22 protein-coding genes and 1 riboswitch are annotated in these 24,166 nt (G+C 46.8%); of the genes, 16 read left to right on the forward strand and 6 right to left on the reverse strand.

The features are described 5' to 3' along the window. The 4 genes from infC (at position 1) to pcp (ending at position 2,243) form a co-directional block, all read left to right on the forward strand. A complete protein-coding gene (infC, locus tag C9I98_RS06105; RefSeq protein ID WP_081879153.1) occupies positions 1-552 on the forward strand; it encodes a translation initiation factor IF-3 in 552 nt (183 codons plus the stop codon). 97 nt (positions 553-649) lie between these two features. Beyond that, the gene (gene rpmI / locus C9I98_RS06110; protein ID WP_036832349.1) at positions 650-844 is read left to right on the forward strand and encodes a 50S ribosomal protein L35; all 195 of its coding nucleotides are present in this window, start codon (positions 650-652) and stop codon (positions 842-844) included. A gap of 42 nt (positions 845-886) precedes the next feature. Continuing rightward, positions 887-1,240: a 50S ribosomal protein L20 gene (rplT, locus tag C9I98_RS06115; protein ID WP_007469869.1), complete on the forward strand. Its 354-nt coding sequence runs from the start codon at positions 887-889 to the stop codon at positions 1,238-1,240. Between the two features lie 334 nt (positions 1,241-1,574). Beyond that, positions 1,575-2,243: a pyroglutamyl-peptidase I gene (gene pcp / locus C9I98_RS06120; RefSeq protein WP_036832347.1), complete on the forward strand. Its 669-nt coding sequence runs from the start codon at positions 1,575-1,577 to the stop codon at positions 2,241-2,243. A gap of 48 nt (positions 2,244-2,291) precedes the next feature. Here pcp and C9I98_RS06125 read toward each other — a convergent pair whose 3' ends face one another. Further along, positions 2,292-3,776, reverse strand: coding sequence for an acyltransferase family protein (locus C9I98_RS06125; RefSeq protein WP_036832344.1), 1,485 nt, complete (start codon positions 3,774-3,776; stop codon positions 2,292-2,294). A 414-nt stretch (positions 3,777-4,190) separates the two neighbouring features. On the opposite strand from C9I98_RS06125, the gene pheS reads away from it, so the two are divergent. The 8 genes from pheS (at position 4,191) to C9I98_RS06165 (ending at position 14,172) form a co-directional block, all read left to right on the forward strand. Continuing rightward, positions 4,191-5,174 carry a phenylalanine--tRNA ligase subunit alpha gene (gene pheS, locus C9I98_RS06130; protein ID WP_036832341.1) on the forward strand — a complete coding sequence of 328 codons (984 nt, stop codon included), beginning with the start codon at positions 4,191-4,193 and terminating at the stop codon, positions 5,172-5,174. A gap of 18 nt (positions 5,175-5,192) precedes the next feature. Then, a complete protein-coding gene (gene pheT, locus C9I98_RS06135) occupies positions 5,193-7,580 on the forward strand; it encodes a phenylalanine--tRNA ligase subunit beta (RefSeq protein WP_036832340.1) in 2,388 nt (795 codons plus the stop codon). A 474-nt stretch (positions 7,581-8,054) separates the two neighbouring features. Then, a complete protein-coding gene (gene ihfA / locus C9I98_RS06140; protein WP_107271711.1) occupies positions 8,055-8,351 on the forward strand; it encodes an integration host factor subunit alpha in 297 nt (98 codons plus the stop codon). A 252-nt stretch (positions 8,352-8,603) separates the two neighbouring features. Then, complete coding sequence (gene astE / locus C9I98_RS06145; protein WP_107271712.1) at positions 8,604-9,650, forward strand: succinylglutamate desuccinylase; 1,047 nt, start codon at positions 8,604-8,606, stop codon at positions 9,648-9,650. A 155-nt stretch (positions 9,651-9,805) separates the two neighbouring features. Then, positions 9,806-10,438, forward strand: coding sequence for a sugar O-acetyltransferase (locus C9I98_RS06150; protein WP_245907095.1), 633 nt, complete (start codon positions 9,806-9,808; stop codon positions 10,436-10,438). Between the two features lie 122 nt (positions 10,439-10,560). Continuing rightward, a complete protein-coding gene (gene btuC / locus C9I98_RS06155; protein ID WP_036819910.1) occupies positions 10,561-11,553 on the forward strand; it encodes a vitamin B12 ABC transporter permease BtuC in 993 nt (330 codons plus the stop codon). Positions 11,554-11,562: 9 nt separating this feature from the next. After that, complete coding sequence (gene btuD, locus C9I98_RS06160) at positions 11,563-12,351, forward strand: vitamin B12 ABC transporter ATP-binding protein BtuD (protein WP_420848084.1); 789 nt, start codon at positions 11,563-11,565, stop codon at positions 12,349-12,351. Between the two features lie 33 nt (positions 12,352-12,384). Then, positions 12,385-14,172 (forward strand): M3 family oligoendopeptidase, encoded by a 1,788-nt coding sequence (locus C9I98_RS06165; RefSeq protein ID WP_036819907.1) that lies wholly within the window; start codon positions 12,385-12,387, stop codon positions 14,170-14,172. Between the two features lie 79 nt (positions 14,173-14,251). Here the strand turns inward: C9I98_RS06165 and C9I98_RS06170 are convergent, their stop codons facing one another. After that, positions 14,252-14,875 carry a PEP-CTERM sorting domain-containing protein gene (locus C9I98_RS06170; protein WP_036819904.1) on the reverse strand — a complete coding sequence of 208 codons (624 nt, stop codon included), beginning with the start codon at positions 14,873-14,875 and terminating at the stop codon, positions 14,252-14,254. Positions 14,876-14,955: 80 nt separating this feature from the next. After that, positions 14,956-15,609, reverse strand: a complete 654-nt coding sequence (locus tag C9I98_RS06175; RefSeq protein WP_036819901.1) for a hypothetical protein — start codon at positions 15,607-15,609, stop codon at positions 14,956-14,958. 29 nt (positions 15,610-15,638) lie between these two features. After that, positions 15,639-15,719: riboswitch (cyclic di-GMP riboswitch) on the reverse strand. Between the two features lie 275 nt (positions 15,720-15,994). Between C9I98_RS06175 and C9I98_RS06180 the strand changes: the two genes are divergently transcribed. From C9I98_RS06180 to C9I98_RS06195, 4 genes are all read left to right on the forward strand, one after another. Then, on the forward strand, positions 15,995-16,390 hold the full coding sequence (locus C9I98_RS06180; protein WP_146153857.1) for a hypothetical protein: 396 nt from the start codon (positions 15,995-15,997) through the stop codon (positions 16,388-16,390). A 52-nt stretch (positions 16,391-16,442) separates the two neighbouring features. Then, complete coding sequence (locus tag C9I98_RS06185) at positions 16,443-17,198, forward strand: DsbA family protein (RefSeq protein ID WP_036828488.1); 756 nt, start codon at positions 16,443-16,445, stop codon at positions 17,196-17,198. A 186-nt stretch (positions 17,199-17,384) separates the two neighbouring features. Further along, a complete protein-coding gene (locus C9I98_RS06190) occupies positions 17,385-18,902 on the forward strand; it encodes a DUF1800 domain-containing protein (RefSeq protein WP_107271713.1) in 1,518 nt (505 codons plus the stop codon). A gap of 3 nt (positions 18,903-18,905) precedes the next feature. Continuing rightward, positions 18,906-20,246 carry a DUF1501 domain-containing protein gene (locus C9I98_RS06195; RefSeq protein WP_107271714.1) on the forward strand — a complete coding sequence of 447 codons (1,341 nt, stop codon included), beginning with the start codon at positions 18,906-18,908 and terminating at the stop codon, positions 20,244-20,246. Between the two features lie 99 nt (positions 20,247-20,345). On the opposite strand, the gene C9I98_RS06200 is transcribed toward C9I98_RS06195, so the two are convergent. The 3 genes from C9I98_RS06200 to C9I98_RS06210 all read right to left on the reverse strand — a co-directional run bounded on the left by C9I98_RS06200 (position 20,346) and on the right by C9I98_RS06210 (position 24,145). Then, on the reverse strand, positions 20,346-21,515 hold the full coding sequence (locus C9I98_RS06200) for a MalY/PatB family protein (RefSeq protein ID WP_036831555.1): 1,170 nt from the start codon (positions 21,513-21,515) through the stop codon (positions 20,346-20,348). Between the two features lie 8 nt (positions 21,516-21,523). Further along, positions 21,524-22,984: a Na+/H+ antiporter NhaC gene (nhaC, locus tag C9I98_RS06205; RefSeq protein ID WP_036831557.1), complete on the reverse strand. Its 1,461-nt coding sequence runs from the start codon at positions 22,982-22,984 to the stop codon at positions 21,524-21,526. Positions 22,985-23,134: 150 nt separating this feature from the next. Next, the gene (locus C9I98_RS06210; protein WP_036831559.1) at positions 23,135-24,145 is read right to left on the reverse strand and encodes a LacI family DNA-binding transcriptional regulator; all 1,011 of its coding nucleotides are present in this window, start codon (positions 24,143-24,145) and stop codon (positions 23,135-23,137) included. Positions 24,146-24,166 lie beyond the last annotated feature (21 nt).

The raw sequence follows: 24,166 nt of genomic DNA on the forward strand, positions 1-24,166 counted from the left end.
ATTAAAGGCGGAAGAAGAACCCAAGCACCAGTTAAGCAGAATGCACATCGTTTAAATGGTGAAATTCGTGGTGTACGTGAAGTACGTTTAACTGGTCTAGACGGTGAGTCAGTTGGTGTTGTTTCTATCGAAGAAGCAATGAATCTTGCTAATGAAGCTGGTGTAGACTTAGTTGAAATCAGCCCGAATGCCGAGCCACCAGTTTGTCGTGTGATGGACTATGGCAAGTACCTGTTCGAAAAGAGCAAGGCTGCTAAAGAGCAAAAGAAAAAGCAGAAACAAATCCAGATCAAGGAAGTTAAATTCCGACCTGGTACAGACGAAGGCGATTATCAGGTAAAACTGCGCAACCTGACTCGCTTTTTAGAAGAGGGCAATAAGGGCAAAGTAACGCTACGTTTCCGTGGTCGTGAAATGGCCCATCAGAGTCTTGGTATCGAGCTTCTGAATCGTATTAAGGATGACCTAGTCGACCTAGCGGTTGTCGAAAGTTTCCCTAATCGAGTAGAAGGTCGTCAAATGACGATGATGCTTGCTCCAAAGAAGAAGTAATTAAGGCATTCAAGTAGCTGAAAGCGCTGCTTAACCGCAGCGCTTTTTGTTCGCCTTATTACTATGTTATTAACTATCAACAATGCGGAGTCTCATCATGCCTAAGATGAAATCCAACAAAGGTGCTGCTAAGCGTTTCAAGAAAACTGCTGGTGGCTTTAAGTTTAAGCACGCAACTAAGCGTCACATCCTGACTAAACGTACTACTAAGAACAAACGTCAGCTACGTCCAAACGCTATTCTTCCTAAGTGTGAAGTAGCAGCTGTTGCACGTATGCTTCCGTTCGCTTAATCGTTTTTAGTTTTATATTTTAATTTTAGTTAGGAGTCTCCTATGCCTCGCGTAAAACGTGGTGTACAAGCACGTGCACGTCACAAGAAAGTTCTTAAACAAGCTAAAGGTTACTACGGTGCACGTTCACGTGTTTACCGCGTAGCTTTCCAAGCGGTAACTAAAGCTGGTCAGTACGCTTACCGTGACCGTCGCAACAAGAAACGTACTTTCCGTCAACTATGGATTGCACGTATCAACGCTGCTGCTCGTCAGAACGGTATGTCTTACAGCCGCTTCATCAACGGTCTTAAGAAAGCATCTATCGAGATCGATCGTAAGATCCTTGCTGACATCGCTGTATTCGACAAAGCTACTTTCACAGTACTAGTTGAAAAAGCAAAAGCTGCACTGTAATTTTCAGTCAGTTTTGATGAGGAAAGGAGAGCTTCGGCTCTCCTTTTTTCTATCTGAATTTCCTCTACCCCCTTCTCATCTAATACAAACCAACCTTTTTAATTTCTCTAACCATCCCAATACAGTGCGCCGACCAATTTATATTCGCTGTGGCTCATTTCTGTTCAACGAAATTAGCGCCCCTTCTACAAGCCCATAAAAGCTAAATTAATGTCGTGTCACCCACTTGGATTCGACAGCAAAATAGCTGACACTGGTTGTTTGATTTCTAACTTAAGCGATTGATCTTCCCATACTGCCTAGCAAGGGTGGTGGGGTTGAGTAAGGGAGTAAAATGGCCAAAAAAGTGTTAGTTACAGGTTTTGAAGCGTTCGGTGGTGAAAGCATTAACCCAACAGAGCGTATCTTGCAGCAATTACTTTCAGAAGAGTGGCTTACTAAGTTTGAAGCTGTTGGCATTAGCTTGTATACCCAGCTATTACCTGTTGTCAGGTATGAGTCGCTTAAGATATGCAAACAGAAAATTGAGGCTGTTAATCCTGATATTGTGCTGATGCTTGGTCAGGCTGCTGGGCGGGATAAGATCAGTTTTGAGAAGGTGGCCATCAATCACGATGACTTTCGTATCCCAGATAATAATGGTAACCAACCTATCGATGAGCCAATTATCGATGGTGGCCAGGAAGCGTTTTTTAGCGCTTTACCGCTGAAGGCCATGACTAAGGCGCTAAACCAGGCCGACATTCCTGCTGAGATATCCTATACCGCGGGCACCTTCGTTTGTAACCACTTGTTCTACGGTATCAGCCATTATTTAGCCACAGAGCACCCAGGAAGCGCTCGGTGCGATTTCGTGCATGTCCCTTTACTGCCCCAACAAAGGCAATGTGACAGCCAACCGTGTATGCCGCTTGCAGATATGGTGAAGGGGCTTTATGAAGCACTGGCGTGTGCTGCTCATCAACAACGCGATTTGAAGATCACTGCCGGCACAATATGTTGAGTCTTTCTTGGGGGAAAAAAGATAGCCCGCCAAAATGCGGGCTATGTATTAGTTGATTGATACCGTAGTGATGTTGGGTGTGGTGTTGTAAACCTTTCTTTGGATAGCCAGAGTAATCCCTACTATAAATAGAAAGAGCAGGGTGGCACAGAGCAACGGTGAGCTTAGTAGGCTTTCAAGGATTGGCGTTTGTGGGTTGTATGAACCTTGCATGCTATGCAAGAGCCCAGAGTAGGCAAGAACGAACCATAAGGCAGAGTTAATGGCGACAAGGCCAGCATGCTTCAATGCCTGCTGAGTAAACTTATCGTGTAACGGTTTGAAGCAGTGAAGTACTAAGCAATAACTGGTCATGGCAATAAATAGCGCGGTTACAACAACGGTAATTGAATCAGTGTCGAACATCGTCCCCCCGCCGTTGGTTTGCATAGTAAAGAACAGTAGCCAAAACGCATTCAATATCACGGCAGATTCTTTATAAGTAGCAATAACCTGCCTACCCACACAAACCAAATAGACTTTTCTAAGGGCAAAGTACACGCCAATATTGATCACAAGCATTACTGGTACTAGCAGGCTTTGTAGCCATAGGCTGTTTGCCTGTTGTGCCATCATTTCAGGGATACGGTAATAGCCGATGGTCCAGAACACAGTTCCTTGCATGAGCTGGAAAATGCCATGGTTTAGGTAGAGTTCACCACTATGGTTTCCAATTTGGCTCATCTTGCTGGGATAATGGCGATTGGGAACGCGAAGGGCCAAGCCGATGAGGGAAAGGGTGAGAGGAAGCGTCGATATATAGTAGTCAGCAATCTTTGCATTGTATGACTCGATGAGGGTGAGGCCCTCCCAAACGGATACGCCCAAAAAGATTGCCGATGCAATAGCGAAGTACTGCCATTTTATGTTGTCTATCTTTGCTTGCCATCGAGGTTGTGCCATTTGATAGCCGAGCGAAACGTAGAATAGGGCAAAGAACAGCGGATCCCGTGATTGATAAAAGATGTCACCGTCTGGGGTGAAAAGTCCGAGAGGAAGAATCTCTTGGTAGCCTTGTCCAGTTAGCCCGATGAAGTGCAGCAGACTGGCAAGGATAAACAGCGCCGTTGTTTGTTGTATTCGGATTGCGAGAAACAGAACCGCAATTGCAATAGTGAGCGCCACTAGAAACCATAGAATTTCGGCTCCCCAGATACCAAAATAAAAGATATCGGCAACATTGATAACGCGCCAATCATTGCGTCCTATCCCAAAGGCTAAGAGGTATACCATCGTCCAGCTGATATACATCAGTAACAGCTGGCTGAGATACTTTTTGGTGTATTTCCACCCTCCTGCTTGAACTTTATGGCAAAAAAGATAACCCGAGATGACAAAAAAGACGGGAACCGCAAAGCGAGCCGCAATGTTGATACCCAAGTAGTAGCGGTTATGTTCTATGCCGCCATAGTGGTAAAAAACAGCATAATGGATGCAAAAGGTAGCCATGATTGAAAAGAGTTTGAGGCTATCAAGGGTATGTATTCGCTTCATTGTCTATTACTTTGTTCCTGCAATTTTAACGGTATAGGACAAGTTAAAACGCGATTGGTTCTTTATCTAATTCGTGTCGGCCAGCAGTATTTAACCGCTTTGTATACTATCAGTCTGTAGTGGTTCACCAATTACATCTTGTTGCAGCGTAATTAGGGTTTTTGGTCGAAAAAATGTGCTTCTACAGGTCAAAAAATCGTGGCTTTTTCATTCATTACATCGGTTAAAGACTAGTTAGGTTATCGCTTTGCTTATCTTTTTGGTATTAGAGGGAATAAAGCCGTTTTTTTTTCGTCCAAACCCGTTAATTTCTTACGATTGGGTTTGGATTTAGACGCATGTTTCTTTAGTATGTATCGTTACGCGAATTTATATCTCCCTAATGGACGCCACCTGTGGGTGGATGAGGAAACGATGCAACATCTAGACGAGATTATTGCCAACGCAACGGCAGCTATTGAGCAGGCTGATTCACTAGTCGCTCTGGACGAAGTCCGAGTTCAGTACCTAGGTAAAAAGGGTCACCTTACCCTTCAACTACAACAGCTAGGTAAACTACCACCTGAAGAACGTCGCACTGCTGGTCAAGAGATCAACAAAGCGAAACAAGCAGTTCAGGCTCTATTGGTTGAGCGCAAAGATGCGCTTCAGCGTGCTGAGCTAGAAGCAAAGCTTGCGGCAGAAACCATTGACGTTTCTCTTCCAGGTCGTCGTATCGAGAACGGTGGCCTACACCCTGTTACTCGTACTATCGAACGTATTGAAAGCTTCTTTGGCGAGCTTGGTTTTACTACCGAAGCTGGTCCTGAGATCGAAGATGCTTTCCACAACTTCGATGCATTGAACATTGCTGAAGATCACCCAGCACGTACGGATCACGATACTTTCTTCTTCAACCCAGATCTGATGCTTCGTACGCACACATCTGGTGTTCAGATCCGTACTATGGAAGAAAACCAGCCGCCACTACGCTTTATCGCACCTGGCCGTGTATACCGTAACGACTACGACCAAACTCACACGCCAATGTTCCACCAGGTGGAAGGCATGCTAGTTGACGAGAACGTTAACTTTGCACAGCTGAAAGGTATTCTTCACGACTTCCTATGTAACTTCTTCGAAGAAGAAGTAGAAGTACGTTTCCGTCCATCTTACTTCCCGTTCACCGAGCCTTCAGCAGAAGTTGACGTTAAAGGTAAGAACGGCAAGTGGCTAGAGGTACTAGGCTGCGGTATGGTTCACCCGAACGTACTACGTAGTGTTGGTATCGACCCTGAGAAATACTCTGGTTTTGCATTTGGTATGGGCGTTGAGCGTCTAACCATGCTGCGTTATGGCGTAAACGACCTACGTGCGTTCTTCGAGAACGACCTTCGTTTCCTAAAACAGTTCAAGTAATCCAGAGGTTTAATCACAATGAAATTCAGCGAATCATGGCTTCGTGAGTGGGTAAACCCTGCGGTTACCACTGACGAACTAACTCACCAAATTACAATGGCTGGCCTAGAGGTAGACGACGTACTACCTGTGGCGGGTTCATTTACTGGCGTTAAAGTGGGTCAGGTTGTTGAGTGCGGTCAGCACCCAGATGCCGACAAACTACGCGTAACCAAAGTTGATGTTGGTGAAGAAGAGCTTCTAGACATCGTTTGTGGTGCGCCAAACTGTCGCCAAGGTCTAAAAGTAGCTGTGGCTACTGTAGGTGCAGTACTGCCTGGTGACTTCAAAATTAAGAAAGCGAAGCTTCGCGGCCAGCCTTCTCACGGTATGCTTTGTTCTTTCTCTGAGCTGGGTATCGACGTTGAGTCAGATGGTATCCTTGAGCTAGCAGAAGATGCAGTACTAGGTACTGATTTCCGCGAGTTCCTAGGTTTGAACGACGTAACCGTTGATGTTGACCTAACAGCAAACCGTGCTGACTGTTTCAGCATCCGTGGTCTAGCGCGTGAAGTCGGCGTACTTAACCGTGCTGACGTGACTGAGCCGTCAGTTGAAGCGGTTGCAGCAACTATCGAAGACACTGTATCTATCGAAGTTAAAGCGCCAGCAGCATGTCCTCGTTACCTTGGTCGTGTTGTTAAGAACGTGAATGTTAAAGCTGAAACACCGCTATGGATGCAAGAAAAATTGCGCCGTTGTGGTATTCGCTCTATCGATCCTGTTGTTGATATCACCAACTACGTTCTTCTTGAGCAAGGCCAGCCAATGCACGCATTTGATCTGTCTAAGATCAACGGCGGCATCGTTGTTCGTATGGCAGAGCAGGGCGAGAAGCTAACACTGCTAGACGGCACAGAAGCTGAGCTAAACGATGATACGCTAGTTGTTGCTGACCACACTAAAGCGCTAGCAATTGCTGGTATCTTCGGTGGTGAGCTATCTGGTGTAATGGCTAACACAACGGACGTGCTACTTGAGTGTGCGTTCTTCGCACCAGACCATATCCGTGGTCGCGCGCGTAGCTACGGCCTGCACACTGATTCTTCAATGCGTTTTGAGCGTGGTGTGGATTTCGCCCTTCAGCACAGCGCAATGGAGCGTGCTACACAGCTTCTTGTTGAGATCTGTGGTGGTGAAGTTGCGCCAGTTGTTGGCGTTGAGTCTGAAGCAGACCTACCAAAGCCAAACACAGTTGAGCTACGCCGTTCTAAGCTAGACAACCTACTAGGCCACCACATTGCTGATGCAGACGTGGTTGAGATCCTAGAGCGTCTAGGTCTTTCTGTTGAAACAGCGGCTGAAGGTTGGACTGCCACTGCACCAACATGGCGTTTTGACATTGCCATCGAGCAAGATCTGATTGAAGAAGTTGGCCGTATCTACGGTTACAACAACATCCCAAATCAGTCGCCTGCAGCTGCACTGAAGATGAACGACCACAAAGAAGCAAACCTACCGCTTAAGCGTGTACGTGACCTTCTTGTTGACCGCGGTTACCACGAAGCAATCACATACAGCTTCGTAGAGCCTGAGCAGCAGAAACTGATTGTTCCTGGTGTTGAGCCGCTAATCCTGCCATTCCCAATTTCTGCGGAAATGTCAGCAATGCGCCTAGGCCTGATCCAAGGTCTTCTAAACACGGTTGTTCACAACCAGAAGCGTCAGCAGCCACGTGTTCGTCTATTTGAATACGGCCTACGTTTCATCCCTTGCGAGTCGGCTGAAAACGGTATGCGCCAAGAGCCAATGCTTGCGGGTGTTATTGCTGGTGCGCGTAGCGAAGAGCACTGGGATATTGAAACTAACACTGTCGACTTCTTCGACCTGAAAGGCGACCTAGAAGCAGTGCTAGAGCTAACGGCTAACGAAGTTGCATTCGGCTTCAAGCCAGCTAAGCACCCAGCACTTCACCCAGGCCAAACTGCGGCAATTATCGTAGACGGCAAAGAAATCGGTGTGATTGGTACTGTTCACCCTGAGCTTGAGCGCAAGTTCGGCCTAAACGGTCGTACTATCGTGTTCGAAATCGAGTGGGATGCAATCAACTCTCGCGTTCTTCCTGAAGCAGCTGCTGTTTCTAAGTTCCCAGCAAACCGTCGCGATATCGCGATCGTTGTGAACGAAGACGTTGCTGTGGGTGATGTCGTGGAAGTTTGTCGCGCAAATGGCGGCGAGCTACTCACCGATGTTAACCTGTTTGACGTTTACCGTGGTAAGGGTGTTGAGGAAGGCCAGAAGAGCCTTGCAATCGCGCTAACACTTCAGTCAGCAGAGCGTACTCTAGAAGAAGCGGATATCGCAGGTGCAGTAGACAGCATTGTTGCTGTTCTAGCTGAGCGTTTCGGTGCTAGCCTACGTGACTAAATAGCACTATTCGGCTGGTATATAGATACAGCGAATAGAAAAAAACGATGATTTTTAAGTTATTGTTTTATAAAAGCAGCCAATTATGGCTGCTTTTTTTTGATTTGAATCTAATAAATGTAACTTTTTGATATATAGCTACAATTTCTATCTGGTGGCTAAATATTAGTTATATATGCCGCTGTGGTGACGATATTTAGACGATTTTTTCGCATTTTATGCTTATTAAGCACAACTAGGTGCATGGATACAGGCTTTTTGTGCTACTAATAATCAGTAATTTGACAACAAGTTAACTTAAAAAAGTTGGCGGAAATCAGCAAGTTGGCTTAAACTTGTCTCTAGTTGAGATTGAGCACGAATCCAGCGGTCAAATCACGTCAAATTTGTGCTTATTATCTTGCAGACTAATTCGCTGTAGTTATACATGGGTATGGCTACAATCCATTCAACATAGTCTTGAGGGAATTATCTATGGCGCTCACAAAAGCCGATCTGGCTGAGAACCTGTTTGAGAATGTTGGATTAAGCAAACGGGACGCCAAGGATACGGTGGAAGTCTTCTTTGAAGAAATTAGGAAAGCTCTTGAAAGTGGCGAGCAAGTGAAATTATCGGGTTTCGGTAATTTTGACTTACGTGACAAGAACGAGCGTCCAGGAAGAAATCCTAAGACGGGTGAAGATATTCCAATCTCTGCTCGCCGTGTTGTTACTTTCCGTCCGGGTCAAAAACTAAAAGCACGCGTAGAAAACATCGAAATCGAACAGTAATCGCTGCTTAACCATAATTAGAGCCCAAGCAAGGTGTGTAGAACTTGCTTGGGCTTTGTTATTTCTGTCCTAGAATATCCTCTATCTCTATCTCTATCTCTATCTCTATCTCTATCTCTATCTTCTGTTGAATGTAACTAATTTGATGCTGCTATTAACATTGTGGTTACAAATAAATCTCTGTGCGATATAGTGTTAGCAGTGATTTCCTCCTGACGGTAATGGGGGAAGGTGTTAACAGGGAGAAGTGACATGACAATGTTGCAGCAGGTAAAAGAAGGGAATTTTCTTGGCGCGACACTCAACCTTGATATTGCGTTTGAGCGTGGCCAGTGGAAAACAGCCACAGGTGCAACGTGTGAACTACTGAGTCGAGGGGTATTACAAATAACGCCCTCAGCGCCGACTGGTGAAGAGAAAAGCTTAGTGTTGTCATCTGGAGTGCATGGGGATGAAACTAGCCCGATAGAGCTAATACAGCGCCTTGCAGAGCAGATCATATGCGGGCAGTTAGCACCCAGCCACCGATTACTCTTAATCATCGCGCACCCTGATGCCATCAATAACCATACTCGGTTCATTGAAGAGAACATGAATCGCTTGTTCAAGGGGCGCAACCAAGCCCGAAATATCGACTGTGTCATCGCCAATCAACTCCAAGATGCGGTCAGCCATTTTTACTCAGGGGGATCAGCATCCAGTCATCAGCGTTGGCATCTTGATCTTCATTGTGCGATACGCGGTTCAGCCCATTATACCTTTGCAGTGAGCCCACACTCCGATAACCCAACAAGGGATGAGGTGTTGTTCGCCTTTTTACAGCAAGCGAAAATTGAAGCAGCAATGCTGTCGAATACGCCGTCATCAACTTTCAGTTGGTATAGCGCAGAAAACTTCAGTGCCCAAGCGCTGACACTGGAGTTGGGCCGGGTGGCTAAGTTTGGCGAGAATGATCTCGATAAACTGGCCCCTTTCTACCAGGCGCTACTGCGTTTAGTCAGCCAGCCACACATAGCATCGCAGTGGCAAGACGGCGAGATGGTTATCTATAAGGTCACCCGCACCCTTATCAAGCATTCTGACGACTTTCGATTTAATTTTCCTAATGACCAAGCCAACTTTACTTTTTTTGCACAGGGCCAGTTCCTTGCAGCCGATCAGGAGACGGAATACTTTGCATTAGACGGGGGGGAGTCCGTGGTCTTTCCCAATGCCAATGTTGCTATCGGGCAGCGCGCATGCTTGTTGGTAAAGGAGACCGAAGTCAGTCTTGGCGAACAATTGAAAGTAAAGGACTAAGCGGTCGTAACTAGGGTGAGTTGCTGGGTTCCCATTGATGGTATTTGCAATACGAACCCATGTCACAAAGTCCATATTTTATCTGGGTATATCACTTCAATTCATGCAGTTATCTCGGCATAGTGACGTCAGTATTGATATTTGGAGTGATAACAATGTCTGATGCAGGACATGAAGAAATGCAGGCGCTAACGTTACGTGAGCGGATGCAAAGCCAGAAGATCTATTGCAGTGATGATGAAGGGCTTGTTGCCGAGCAAGCCGAGTGTATGGAAGTACTTTACGACTTCAATCATACAAGACCGTCCGAGCAAGCCAAACGTACTGAACTCATCAAGCAGATATTCGCGGAAGTGGGGAAGGATTGCTATATCGAGCCACCATTGCGGGCTAATTGGGGGAAGTATACCCACCTAGGTGACAATGTTTACGTCAATTTTAATCTCACGCTAGTCGACGACACCGATATTTACATTGGTGATAATGTCATGATTGCACCCAATGTCACGATTGCGACGGCAGGGCATCCGATCGACCCTGATCTTCGTCGCAAGGTGGCACAATTCAATATACCGGTTCGAATTGGTAACAATGTTTGGATTGGGGCGGGTGCCGTCGTACTGCCGGGTGTCAACATTGGTGAAAATACCGTGATTGGGGCTGGCAGCGTGGTAACCAAAGATATTCCTGCGAACGTTGTTGCGGTGGGTAACCCTTGTCGGGTACTGCGTGAGATCAGTGACCATGACAAAGAGTACTACTACAAAGACATGAAAATTGACATCTGAGCCCTAAATCCCAGTGCGGCTAGTAAAGAAATCAACAACTAGCCGCATTCTAATCACTTCTTGGTTTCCATTTTATGGGTGAAACGGTATGGTAAAGCGTCATTTATTACCGTGCCTTATCCATGCAGTTAAACGATCTTCTCTTACGCCGGCAAGCGCGTTGGCGCGTAGGCTTCATTAGTGCCGGTGTTGCACTCTTAGTCGCCTGCTTCCTTTCATTATCTGTCGGTGAAATCTTTATCCTGCCATGGATGCCTGATGGCGATTTAGAGCAGCAACTTCTGGTTCAACTTCGGATGCCAAGGCTCTTTGCTGCTTTAGCTATTGGCGCCTCATTGGCCGTTTCAGGTGCCGTATTACAAGTGCTTTTAGGCAACCCATTAGCTGAGCCTGGTGTGTTGGGAATATCGGGCGGGGCCAGCCTCGCTCTGGTTATCTTGATGTTTGTGTTACCGTTCGTGCCTAGCCCGATGCTGACTATGTTTGCTGCCATGCTGGGGGCATTGTGTTTTACCTTGGTGTTGGTGGGGCTGTCACGAAGAAAGAGAGTATCTACAGCCCGGCTACTATTGATCGGTGTCGCACTCGGGATCCTGTCCGGTGCGGTGGTGACCTGGGCATTTTATTTCAGTGATGACTTGAGCCTGCGTATGCTGATGTATTGGTTGATGGGCAGTGTCGCGGGCGTGAACTGGTCTCAACTGAGCTTGCTGCTGATTGTTTTTCCTATTTTGGCTTGGCTCTGCCTGCAAGGGCGCAAGCTTGATTTATTGATGCTCGGAGAGAACCAAGCTAAACAGCTAGGGCTTGATGTTTCCGCTTTCCGCTGGCGATTGATACTGATTGTGTCGCTGCTAGTCGGGGCATCGGTCGCACTGGGTGGGGTGATTGGCTTCATTGGTTTGGTGATCCCCCATTTGTTGCGTTTAGGGTTGGGAACCGAAAATCGTTACTTGTTGCCCTTGTCGGCCATTACCGGCGCATTGTTACTGGCCGCTGCCGATACGCTTTCTAGGGTATTGCTGCCCTCGGCGGAGCTACCCGTTGGCGTCGTGATCACGAGTATTGGCGCGCCTGTGTTTATCTGGATGCTGCTTCGATCGCACATAGACTAAGGGACCATGATGAATCAAATAGAGCATAATCAGCCTGTCGTGATCGCAGCAAAAAACCTTGCCATGCCACCTCGTTTGCTTCCTGTGTCGTTTGAAGTCGGGCAAGGTGAGATTGTTCACCTGATAGGTCCAAACGGAAGTGGTAAAAGTACGGCCATTTCGATGCTATCCGGGTTAGTTGAGCCTGAAGGTGATGTCATGTTTGCAGATAAGCCAATCCAGGAATACGACCTTCAAATGCTGGCCCAGCAACGTTGCTATCTTGCCCAGCAGGATAAGCCGGCTTTCTCGGTCGGTGTCTACCATTTTCTGTCACTGTCGCTGTCGGCACTCGGGCACCTTGATGGAGACAAAGTGCAAGCGGCATTGGATGAGATTTGTGATGCACTGAAAATCGCCGATAAGCTCAATCGCAGTATTCAGCAACTTTCCGGTGGTGAATGGCAGCGTGTCAGGCTGGCCGCTGCCTGCTTGCAGGTGTGGCCAGACTTAAACCCTGATGCAAAGCTATTGCTGTTAGACGAGCCAGCTGCCGCACTGGACATCGGGCAAGAAGCGACAATGTACAAGTTGATCCGCCGGATCGCCAGTAAAGGCATTGCCGTGGTGATGGCCAATCACGACCTAAACCGAACACTCAAAGAGGCCGATAAAGTCATATTATTGAATAACGGTTCTTGCGTCGCCAAAGGGAAGCCAGAAGCGGTAATGACCGTTGATACGCTAGAGAAGGTCTTCGCAACGCAGATCCAGCGTATCGATCATCAAGGCCAGGCTTGCCTTTTGTTTACAGACTAATTGCTTTTAGCAAGTTCATGACAAGGAGAGAAGATGCATATTCCAAGTTGGGATCTAACCATTGCTTATCGTGATCTAAATGATCCGAAAATAGAACACGATCTATCGACGGTAACCACGAAGCTATCGCAATTTAATACATTAAGTAGCGAACAAATTTCTGGTTTAGCGGATGCATTGTTGCTGCACGATGAGCTTTCTATCACAGTATCGACACTATCTAGCTATGCTAACTGTTTACTGTCTGTTGATGCTTCAAATGCGAAAGCTAAACAGTTGTCAGGGCAGGTTGATAAGCTCGGCTCTGAATTAGCCCAAGCACTCAACCCGTTTTTGCAGGCTGTGATCCATCTTGATGAGCAAGGTTACGAGCAACTTTTATCCGGTAGTCAGTTAACCCCATACCGATTTAAGCTGGATCGCGAACTTTTGTTGAAGACCCAGTTGCTTTCAGTGGAAGAAGAGCAATTGTTATCGGCAATGAATATTGATGGTCGCAATGCTTGGGGGCGTTTGTACGATAACCTAACCGGTAGTCTTAAAGTGACGCTGTCACTACAAGATGATACAGAAGAAACAGTGGGGTTATCTCAAGCCGCCAGTATTCTCTATGGTGGGGATAGCTTACGTCGTGAGCCAGCCTGGAAAGCCATCTCCGGCGCAATGGAAACCCATCAGGAAAGCTTTGCCGCTATCTTGAATGCGCTTTCTGGTGGCCGTTTGACTGAATATCAGAAGCGAAGCCATACAACCCCTGTGCATTTTTTAGACCCTGCATTGCATGATGGACGAATTGAGCGAGCCACCCTAGATGCGATGATGAGCACTACCAAAGATAGGCGTGCTGTAGGCCAAAAGGCTGGAAAGGTGATGGCGCAACTGTTTGGAACCGAAAAGCTCAAACCTTGGGATGAGTTAGCGTCGATGCCACCGCTTGGAAACGCTGAAAGTCACGAGTACAGCTTCGATGAAGGTATTGCGATCATTCGTGAAGCCTTTGAGGGCGTTGATCCCGAAATGGCCGCGTTTGTCGATATGATGGTGGAGAACAAATTGATTGACGCTGCACCACAGCCAAACAAGCGATTGGGTGCCTTCTGCACCAAATTTGCAGACAGCCGCACGCCTTTGGTCTTTATGACATGGGGTGGCAGCATGTCAGATGTATTGACTCTGGCCCATGAGCTAGGTCACGCGTTCCACAATTGGGTATTGAAGGGCACGCCACGTCAGCAATCAAGCTACCCGATGACCTTGGCAGAAACCGCCTCTATCTTTGCTGAGAATGTGGTTCGTGATGCATTGATGGAAAAAGCTCAGAGCGATCAAGATAAACTCATGATGCTTTGGGAAGAAGCGCAGTCGGCTCTGGCTTTGATGGTAAATATTCCGGTTCGCTACGAATTTGAGAAAGCCTTTTATGAGCAGCGACAGCAGGGGGAATTGACCCCTGATCAACTCAAAGCCCTGATGGCTGAGAAGTGGCGCGAATGGTACGGCGATGCCATGGCAGAGACTAATGATATGTTTTGGGCCAGCAAACTTCACTTCAGCATTGCAGAGCTGAGTTTCTATAACTATCCGTATTTGTTTGGTTACCTGTTTAGTAAAGGCGTTTATGCCCAGCGTGAAGCAAAGGGCAGCCATTTCTATGAGGATTATAAAGCGCTGCTGTGTGATACGGGCTCTATGACCGCCGAAGAAGTGGTGCAAAAGCATTTAGGAATGGATATACGTGAACCCGAGTTCTGGCAACAGAGCATTGAGATGGTTTCTCGCCAAATCGATGAGTTTGAAGCTTTAGTGAGCAAACTTAAGTAATAAGCAACATCAGCAAACCCTGTAGCAGATGGTCAGTCTAACGTGTTGTCGACTGTTAGTTTGACCATCGGAGAGCTCGTTACACTAACCTGCGAAGCCAGTTTAGGCCAAGTAAAGAAGCGATGAACAATAAGCCGCTGCTTGGCTCTGGGATTTCAGCTGTTACGTTGCGTAGTGAATAGGTATCACTTTTACTTGTCCCTTTTAAGTCCGATGTGCGGATAATGATTTTGTTAAATGCCATATCAGTAGTAAAGCCGATGTAACCTTTATTAGGATCGGCATTAAGACCGATAGCGCCGACTTGTTCTCTTAAACCACCGATATATTCCACAAAGATTTCAATGCCTGCACCTCCACCGCCTACGAGGGTATCAAATAGGCCACCCCAAGCATATAAGCCGCGATTATATTCGATGATGTCGTTATTAAAGTAGGTCGGTTTACCTCGCCAGTAATTATTTTCAGGCCGGCCGTTGTTGTTGTCATATTCCTTAGTAATGCTAAAGAAGCCATAGTCGTAGGTGAGACCGGTTCCGTTGTCTGTCGCTGGTGGCGTTTTCGTAAAAGTTGCGGTGTAGTTAATACCGGTTAGGCTTTCGAAAGCTGACTGATCCGTGTATGTCTGTATGATCCCGCTATAGCTATAAGTAGAAAATAACAACGGAACCAGCAATAGTAAGAGTGCGTTGAGAGTTTTCATCGATCATGCCCGTATTTGTCGTAATGAAACAGTTTAGGGAAAGGCTTAGCCGCTATAACGGCTAAGCCTTGCACGGTTATCTAATTTATTGGGGTCAAACCATCAAGTAGGTTATAGCTTTCCCCCGATGGTGATCGAACAATAAGGTTCCCACCGTCGGCCACATATAAGAAGGCTGCTGCTTGGCATTCATCACCTCGAGATCCTGATTTACCGCAAAGTTTTATTGCACCACGCACTTCAACCGCTAAATGTTTAATATCGCCAGTGGCCGAGTTCTTGCTGCCGTTAGTGTTGAGCTTGGATTCGCCAACAAAAAGGGCTGGTGAGTCTTTTTGGAACTGGGGCCTATATCCATCAGTCGATGTATCACCGACAACCATATCGATTGAACCTGGCTTTCGAGACGAAGCTTTGAGGGCAGTGCTAGGGAAGTTCCCGTCATTACGAACCCATACGGTTGGGTTCTCGCTTCCTGTATCTGAGACACCATTGAGCTGCCCTGTACGTTCAATAATGAAGGTTCCATCGCCTTCTCTGTTAACTTTATCGTTATCTGGTTTGGAGCCATCCTTGATATAGCCAAAGCCCATTTGGATCTGTGAGCTAAATATATTGGTGTAGGTATCAGTAGGGGAAACAAGTACGCCTTCTTGCTTTAATTCGAGTGAACCTGCAAAAGAAGAAAAGGAAAAGGCGAGAAGTGTCGTGGTTAACGCAATTTGAAGTTTCATTTGAGCACCTATGTCATTATTCAACAAATAGATGCAACCCGGCTAACTCTTTACTGCTGAGTCCCGTGGCTTTCCGTCCCTACTTCACAGTAGGTTTGGCACGAGAGACGTCATACATCAGAAACACCATGAGGTCAGTTCATTAATAGCAAAAGTATTATTAATTTGCGACAATGTTTTGGTGTTTTTTTGAGCTCAGTTTTGTCACTTAATAGATTAATCAATAAAAACAATGACAAGCGCAGTTAGCTGTTATTAAGGTATTGAATTGTATAGGCAGATTTATGCTATCAAAAATAAAGCATAAAGAAAAATTTTGCTCTGTGTGGAACTTATGTGCCAGACGCCTGACTAACTTATGCTGTTAACCAACTTTTGTTATTCCATGAACAAGTTCATCTCTGAAACTCGGACACTTACGCAAAGGGCATTACTAAGCCTTGCGTTGGTGATCGTGCTTGTTTCTGCTTGTATATTTGCCAGTAGTCAGCTGGTGTTGGTGAATGCAGGCCCCCAACCGGAGCAAAATAACTGGTTGAGCGAGTACCAGCCGGATGGTGCCGGTGATGACCAGCCGTTTTCCGGTATCTGTAGCAAAACAGAGCAATTGGTTCGTATCCACACTCAAGGCGAGTGTGAAAACCTGTTTGTGTTCTCGGTTGGGTCGGTGCTTATCCTTGCCGCTGTTACGTCAATCTTGGTTTTCTACGCGCGGGCACTGTTTTACCCTAAGCCAACCTCAAGGCGTCTCCATCTTCGACTGTGTGTATTTCTGGAGTAAGTAATAGGCATATCAATCTATCTGTCTATTAATTATTATTAGGAAATACAAAGTGAAAAAAACATTTATTGCCGTTGCTCTCGCTACGGCCTCTCTTGTTGCTACACCAACAATTGCGTCAGAACTTACACAACAACAGCAAACGAACCTGGGTAAAATTGAATCCCTTTTGGCCGACAACCCTGAGCTAATCGATGGTTTGCTGACCAACCTCAACATGTACTTGGTTCAGCAGGACCGCCAGGCTGAGATGCTGGCTAAGTACCAAGATTGGATCTTCAAAAACCCAAGTCATACCACCATGGGCAATGATGATGCCACGCTAACAATTGTCAATGTGACAGACTATAACTGCCCATTCTGTAAGAAACTTGATCCTGTATTGGCGCAACTTGCCGAAGAGATGCCAAATGATGTTCGAGTGGTTAATATTTATGTGCCACTGAAAAAGCAGGATGTTGAAGGCCTAGGTACCACATCAGCGGAATTTGCATTGAATGTTTGGCAGGAACAACGCGAGTCTTATGATCAGGTACACCAGTTGCTTGTACGCCGACCACAGATGCATGATAAGAGCTCGCTTACCCGCATAGCCGATGCTACTGGCACCAAAGCCAGTCTGGAGCGCCAGCAAGATACACGCTTGATGATCGATAAGAACTACCAAATGTTCACCGAACTAGGCATGCGAGGCACGCCTGCCATGATCATTGGTGATGAAATCATTGGCGGTTACATGCCAATCGATCGACTAAGGCCGATAGTTGAAGATCAGTTAAAAAAACTGAAATCTGAAAAAGATTATTAGAAAGCAAGAATATACTTCTAATTTCTTACGCTTGGGCTAGAGAAAATCTCTAGCCCATTTTTTTGGAATTAATCTATCAAAAAAATGACATTCATCTGGTGAATATATCCAGCTACTTCATTATTTAACAGACTTTCTGGGCATGTGTGCCTTGTAAGTAATAACAATAGAAGGAGTGAGTTGGCTATGTCTATATATGAGCCGGAACAAGCGGCCAAGTTTCTATACCGTGCTAGTTTCGGGCCGAAGAAGGGAGATATTGATGCCTTTCTTGAAATAGGTGTCGATGCTTGGTTGGAAGATCAGTTTACGCGAAATCGGCGATTGCACCGTCCTTTGGCGGAAACATTTGCGAATGCCAGTGGTGATAGCCTTAATGAAAATGCCAGGTTAAGCGCATGGTGGGATCGTACGATCAATGCGAGTGATCAATTAAGGCAGCGTGTAGCGTTTGCATTAAGTCAGATATTTGTGGTTTCAAACAGTGGCGGGCCAAACTCTGAAGGGTTGGTAGAATACTATGACGTGCTGATTAAAAACGCTTTTGGCAACTTTAGAGACTTACTCGAAGCTGTAACGTTAAGCCCGGCGATGGGGAAATACCTGACCCTTGAAGGGAGCCGGAAAGCGGATCCGGATAAGAATACGTTCCCTGATGAAAACTATGCGCGAGAGGTGATGCAATTATTTAGCCTCGGCCTATGGAAGCTAAATAGTAATGGGCAACCAGCACTCACACCTGAAGGCGAAAAAATTCCCACTTATACACAGCAAGATGTCGAAGAGCTTGCCAGAGTCTTAACGGGATGGCGACGAGATACCTATTTAAAACCGATGTATGCGGATGATAATCGACATGATTTTGGTGAAAAAAGCGTTCTAGGCCAAACCTTTCCTGAAGGGCAGATTCCCGAACAAGATCTAGCCCAAGCTATCGATCTATTAGCCAATCATAATAATACCGCTGTGTTCATTTCGACGCTGCTGATAAAACGACTCACTATAAGTAACCCTCGTCGCAGTTATATCAAGCGTGTTGCGGATGTATTTAAAGATAACGGACAAGGTGAGCGTGGTGATTTAAGGGCGGTAATTACAGCCATTTTGCTTGATGAAGACGTGCTGAACGGAAAAGCAATGGCAGATTATCAGAATAACGGCTCTAACAGCCGGAACTTTGGCAAAGTTAAGGAACCATTGGTTGCGATGGCTAACCTGTGCCGTGCGCTAAATGTAAAAAGTAACGACCCTGATCGCTGGTGGGATTTCCCCGCGACACAGAATAATTTTGGACAGGCGCCGCTGAGAGCACCGAGTGTCTTTAATTTTTATGAGCCGGAATATGCCCCGAAAGGTGAAATTACAGATAAGGCATTAGTCGCTCCGGAATTCGCCATATTGTCGATGGATAGTGTGAGGCGCATTTCAAACCGCATGTGGGTGATGATCTATTCCCATGATTCTACCGATCAAAAAAAATGGTCCTGGAATCGTTCAGAGTTTGAGCGAAATATCAATAACCCAGATGCCTACATTGACGTTGTTAACACCCGTTTATTTGGTGGGCTAATGTCAGATGAGTTAGCCCAATTCTTATCTGAAATGCTATTGGAATTAACCGCTGACAATCGTACCGATGATCGAAAAATCGAAAGCACGCTATTTGCTGTCCAATGCTCGCCAGAATTCCGTTGTCAGGAGTAAACCATGAAATTATCGAGAAGAAACTTCTTAAAATCGACAGCGGCTTTAGGGGCTATGTCTACTGCTCCTGCTTTTACAGGGATAAGTTCGGCACAAGCCGCTGAAGGCGATTACAAGGCCCTCGTGTGCATTTTTCTATTTGGGGGCAATGATGCCTATAACATGGTGATCCCCGATGACGATGCGGCTTATCAAGCTTACTTGGATGCAAGGCCAGGCCTTGCTATCGAAAGGGGTAGCCTTGTTCCTTTGAGCCTTAAAACAGAGAATGATGTTGCGTTGGGGCTTCACCCCGCGATGCAAAGCTTACAACCTATTTTTATGGGAGATAGGGCTGCCACCGTGATAGTCAACTCAGGCCAGCTGGTTGAACCTATCATTGGTCGCTCATCCGAGTCACCTCGAGTGCCTGACTTTCTAATGGCTCATAACCTTCAGCAAACCATGTGGCAATCGGGTGCCGAAGAAATGGAGGATAAGTTTGGCTGGGCAGGGAGAATGGCAAAAGAGATGCAAATGTCTGGCACATTGTCACCCTTAATGTCTCTCAATGGCGAGCAAAAGTGGCTAAGAAATAGCAACCTAGAACAGTTAGTCATGACCAGTGATGGCGCAGGGGATTACAGTGGCCTGTCACAAGCGGAGCGAGTAGAAGCCATGAGTCGGCACTTCGAAACCAAGTTTGCCAACCTTTATGCTGATAATTACTCATTAACCATGGCGAACCGGTATTACGAAAATGTCGACTTGGATGAGGCGCTAGGTGGGGTGGGGGATTTGGAAGGATTCCCCGATACCACGCTTGGTAATATGTTGCACACAACAGCAAAACTGATTAAGTCACGTGATAGCGGCTCAATGAAGCACAATCGTCAGATATTCTTCCTTGGGCTTGGCGGGTTCGATACTCACAAAGATCAGGCGAATAAGCATGCTGCATTGCTGGGCGAAGTGAGTGATGCTGTTGCCGCGTTTTATAATGAGATAAAGGCGCAAGGTCTGTCTGAGAGTGTTACAACATTCACTATGTCAGATTTTGGACGACGCGTGATGGCAAACGACTCGGGTACAGACCACGGTTGGGCAGGACATCAGCTAATCATTGGTGGTGCGGTGGATGGAACAAAGGCTTATGGTAAATGGCCAGATTTAACGCCGGGTAGCGAATATGACTATAACAATGGGCGATTGATCCCAGAGATAGCAGCGGATCAGGTGAACGCAACATTAGCCTCTTGGTTTGGTTATGAAGGCCAGCTAGATAGCTTATTCGAATCGCTGAAGAAGTTTGATGAAAAAACGTTGGGCTTTATGAAAGATCGCCAATCACAGTTTTTCGGTTAGATAGAAAAGCCAGACAATTGTCTGGCTTTTAGCTTCGTCTTTTGGCTTTGAACTTAGTACTTCAACGGGGGTGGCGACTCTTTTGTTGCCTTCCCAGCTTTAGCCAAGTGCCCGCTTTAATCGTCCACAGGCTTCAATCAATGTTGCTTGAGGGCATCCTAAATTGAGCCTTATAAAGCCGCTGCCATTGGTACCGAATCCGGCTCCCATACTGGCAACAATGCCTGCTTCAACCAGCTTTGCCTCCAGCTCGACATCATCTAACCCAAGGGCTTTGCAATCCACCCAAGCTAGATAGCCAGCTTCAGGCTTGTTAAAGCGCAGTTGCGGTAACTCCTTCGCAATAAAATCCGCCAAGTAGTCAATATTGGCTTGAAGGTATCCTTTTAGCGCTTCCAGCCAAGAGTGAGACGTTTGGTATGCCGCGGTGGCTGCACACATTGCCAAGCTGTTATACACATCCATGCCATGGGCATCGAGGCGGCGAACAAACTGCTGTCGTAACCCATCATTAGGAATGATGAAATTCGAAATTCGCAGCGACGATAAGCCAAAGGCTTTACTTGCCGCTGTGGCAACCACCAGTCGGTGCTGTAGATGCACCGGCAAGCTTAGTGCTGAGATATATTGGTGATTGGGCATTGCCAAGTCCCCCCATATTTCATCACTGAGTAGCCAAACACCGTACTTATCGCAAAGGTCGGCAATGGCCACCATTTCATCAAATGACCACGCTCGTCCTACCGGGTTGTGAGGGTTGCAGAAAATGAGCACTTTGGCACCGGCTTGAAAGCAAGACTCAAGGTGATCAAGATCCATTGAGTAGTGCCCGTTCACTTCTAGCAGTGGGTTTTCAACGATAACTCGCTGGTTAAATTCACTGATTTTTTTGAATGAACCGTAGCCAGGCGTTTGCATGACAATACTGTCACCTTCTTTGGTGAGCATTTGGATCAGCATGGATAAACCGGGTAGCACGCCGTGAACAGTAGTGATCCACTGGCGGTCGATCGCAATTTGGTGTTGATGCTGATACCAATTAGTGACAGCTTGGTAATAGTCATCGCTACGCTCAGCATAGCCAAAAATACCATGCTGAATGCGGCTCTCTAGCGCTTCAATTACTGCTGGTGGTGCTTTGAAATCATAATCAGACACCCACATAGGCAGCAGATCGTCTGATCCTAATCCTAACTTTTCTTCCATGAAGTCCCATTTCACAGAGCCACTTTGGCGGCGATCGTAAACGTGATCAAATGATGTCGTCATGGTGTACCTTATTTAACTTCAGCCATTGCCGAGTGTGTGGTTTCTTGTTGGTTTGATGCTGGTGCTTTCGCAATACCGAAGCCGGTGAAGCCATAGATAAGTGCGAAGATCACCCCGGTGTAGCACTGAATCGCCCATGGTAGGTAATCGAGGGTAGATACACCCAATGTGCCCGCCATGTATACACCTGCAGCGGTCCATGGCACCAATGGTTCGATGATCGTGCCTGCATCCTCAATGGTGCGTGAGAGGTTCTTGGTGTCTAAGCCCATTTTGCGATAAGCATTCTGGAATAACTCACCAGGAATAAGCAGCGCCAATTTACCGTCTGAAGTGGTGAATACCACGGTAAGGGTCGCTAGCACGGTGGATAAGATCAGTTGGCCAGTATTGCGGATCAAGTGGAGGAAGTGACCCAGTACTACGTTTAGCGCACCGGTTAGGCTTAGGATACCTGCGAAAGCAAAAGCGCAGAAAACCAGCAAGATAGTGCTTATCATAGAGAACAGGCCGCCACGATTTAGTAGCGAGGCGATGTCGGGTACAAGCCCATCAACGGCATGGCCATTGTCGCTGAACATGCTGATGTTGAAGCCATCTACATAGGCTTGGAAACCCTGTTGGAGTGAGAAGCCTTGGAAAATCATACCTAGGCCCAGTGCCACAGCAGAAGCGGTTAGCATGAGTGGGATCACAGGCTTTTTGGTCACCGCGCCCCATAGGATCAGCACTGGTGGAATAACGAGGAAGATATTTAGGCTGTATAAGCTTTCAAGGCCAGCCAAAATGTCGACAACCTTTTGCGGCTCGGCAACGCCTGCAATATCACCGTGCTGGCCTGCAAAGAAGAACACAACAGAGGAAATCACAAAGCCTGGTAGCGTTGTGTAGAGCATATGCTGAATGTGCTCGTATAGGGTCGTGCCTGAAACCACAGGGGCAAAGTTGGTTGAATCAGATAGCGGAGAGATTTTGTCGCCAAAGTAAGCGCCAGAAACAACCGCGCCCGCAGCTGCTGCCAAAGAAACATCGAGGCCGGCGGCAACACCCATCAGCGCTACCCCCACAGTGCCTGCTGAACCCCATGAGGTACCAGTGCAAACCGATACCACGCTGGTAACAAAGAAAGCCGCAATCAGAATGTACTCAGGGCTGATCACTTTCAGTCCCCAATAAACCATGTATGGAATCGTACCGCTGATCATCCAGCTGGCTATCAAGCCGCCGACAGAAACCAAAATCAGGATCACAGGCATTGCCTTGGCAAGCTTTTCGACGATGGCATTAATGATGTCATCCCAGCCATAGCCCATTCGTGTGGCGATAAAGCCAGTAAAAGCAGCCGAGACTAGCAATAATGGCTCAATGCGTAGTCCTAATACGCCGTAGCCGATTGCCAGTAAGCCGAACATGACCGCGATAGGGGCTATCGCTAAGGTCAATGATGGCAGAGGCTTTGTATTTGTCATTGTGTTTCCCTCTTATATTTTGAAGTACAGGTTTGTTTCAACAGCGCCATATTAAGAGGGAGCGACAACTAAAAATGCGATAGCGGTATACGTTTCATGTAAGCGCTTACATGGGTGGTATTCATGTGATGAATGTCATGGTTTTTGTTATTAAATTGGCAGTTTGGGGCTTGAAACCGTTTGGCGAATAACCAAACGAGCGTCAAATCGGTGCTGGCGCGGAGGTACATAGCCCGATTTTTTTAATTTAAGGGCAAGGTTTGCGGCATGGGCCGACATTTCAGCGACCGGGTTGTGCATGGTCGTGAGGCGAGGGTAGAGGTATCTAGCCAGTAAGACATCATCAAAGCCCACAATAGAAATATCTTCAGGTACCTTGATACCTTGCTCATGCAAACTGGCCATTAGCCCTGCAGCCATGACATCGTTAAAGGTGACCGCCGCTGTGATCTCCGGGCACTGGGTGAGCAATTGTTTCCCGGCAATTTCCCCGCCTTGCTCGCTGAATGGTTGGTTGATGATCCAATGGGGTTCAACAGGAAGGTTTGCCGCTTGCATCGCATCTTTGTAACCTGCAAGCCTGTCGGTACGATCTTCGATAGGAAGATCACTGGTCACGCACGCGATCTTGCGATGTCCTTGCTCAATGAGGTATCGAACAGATTCAGCTGCTCCACTGCGGTTATCGACCCATACTGAGCGGTTGGAGATTTGCGCAATAGTGCGGTTAATTAAAACCATTGCTGGTAGCTGGGCGCTATAACGCAGTAAAAGGTCGTTATCCAGCATCTTTGAGTGGACTACCATCGCTTCGCAGCCTTGGCTGATAAGGTAATCTAACCCCTCTTTTTCATGTTGGGCATTATGGCCGCCACTGACGACAACCAACTGGCTTTTGTGTAACCGTGCCACTTCTTCAACATGTTTGGCGATAAGGGCAAAGTACGGGTCGGCCAAGTTGCCTGTTAGCAGGCCCAAGCTGTTGTTTGAACGGCTCGCAAGCGCTGAGGCTCGGGCGTCACGCTGATAGTTGAGGGTCTTTATGGCCTTTTGTACTCGTTCGAGGGTGATAGGCTCTACATAAGCACTTTGGTTGATGACGCGTGATACTGTCGCGGTTGAGACGCCGGCTAGTTGGGCGACATCTTTGATGGTTGCCATATGAATTGATAAATATGCTGA

It is taken from the genome of Photobacterium sanctipauli (assembly GCF_003026495.1).
Classification (GTDB): domain Bacteria; phylum Pseudomonadota; class Gammaproteobacteria; order Enterobacterales; family Vibrionaceae; genus Photobacterium; species Photobacterium sanctipauli.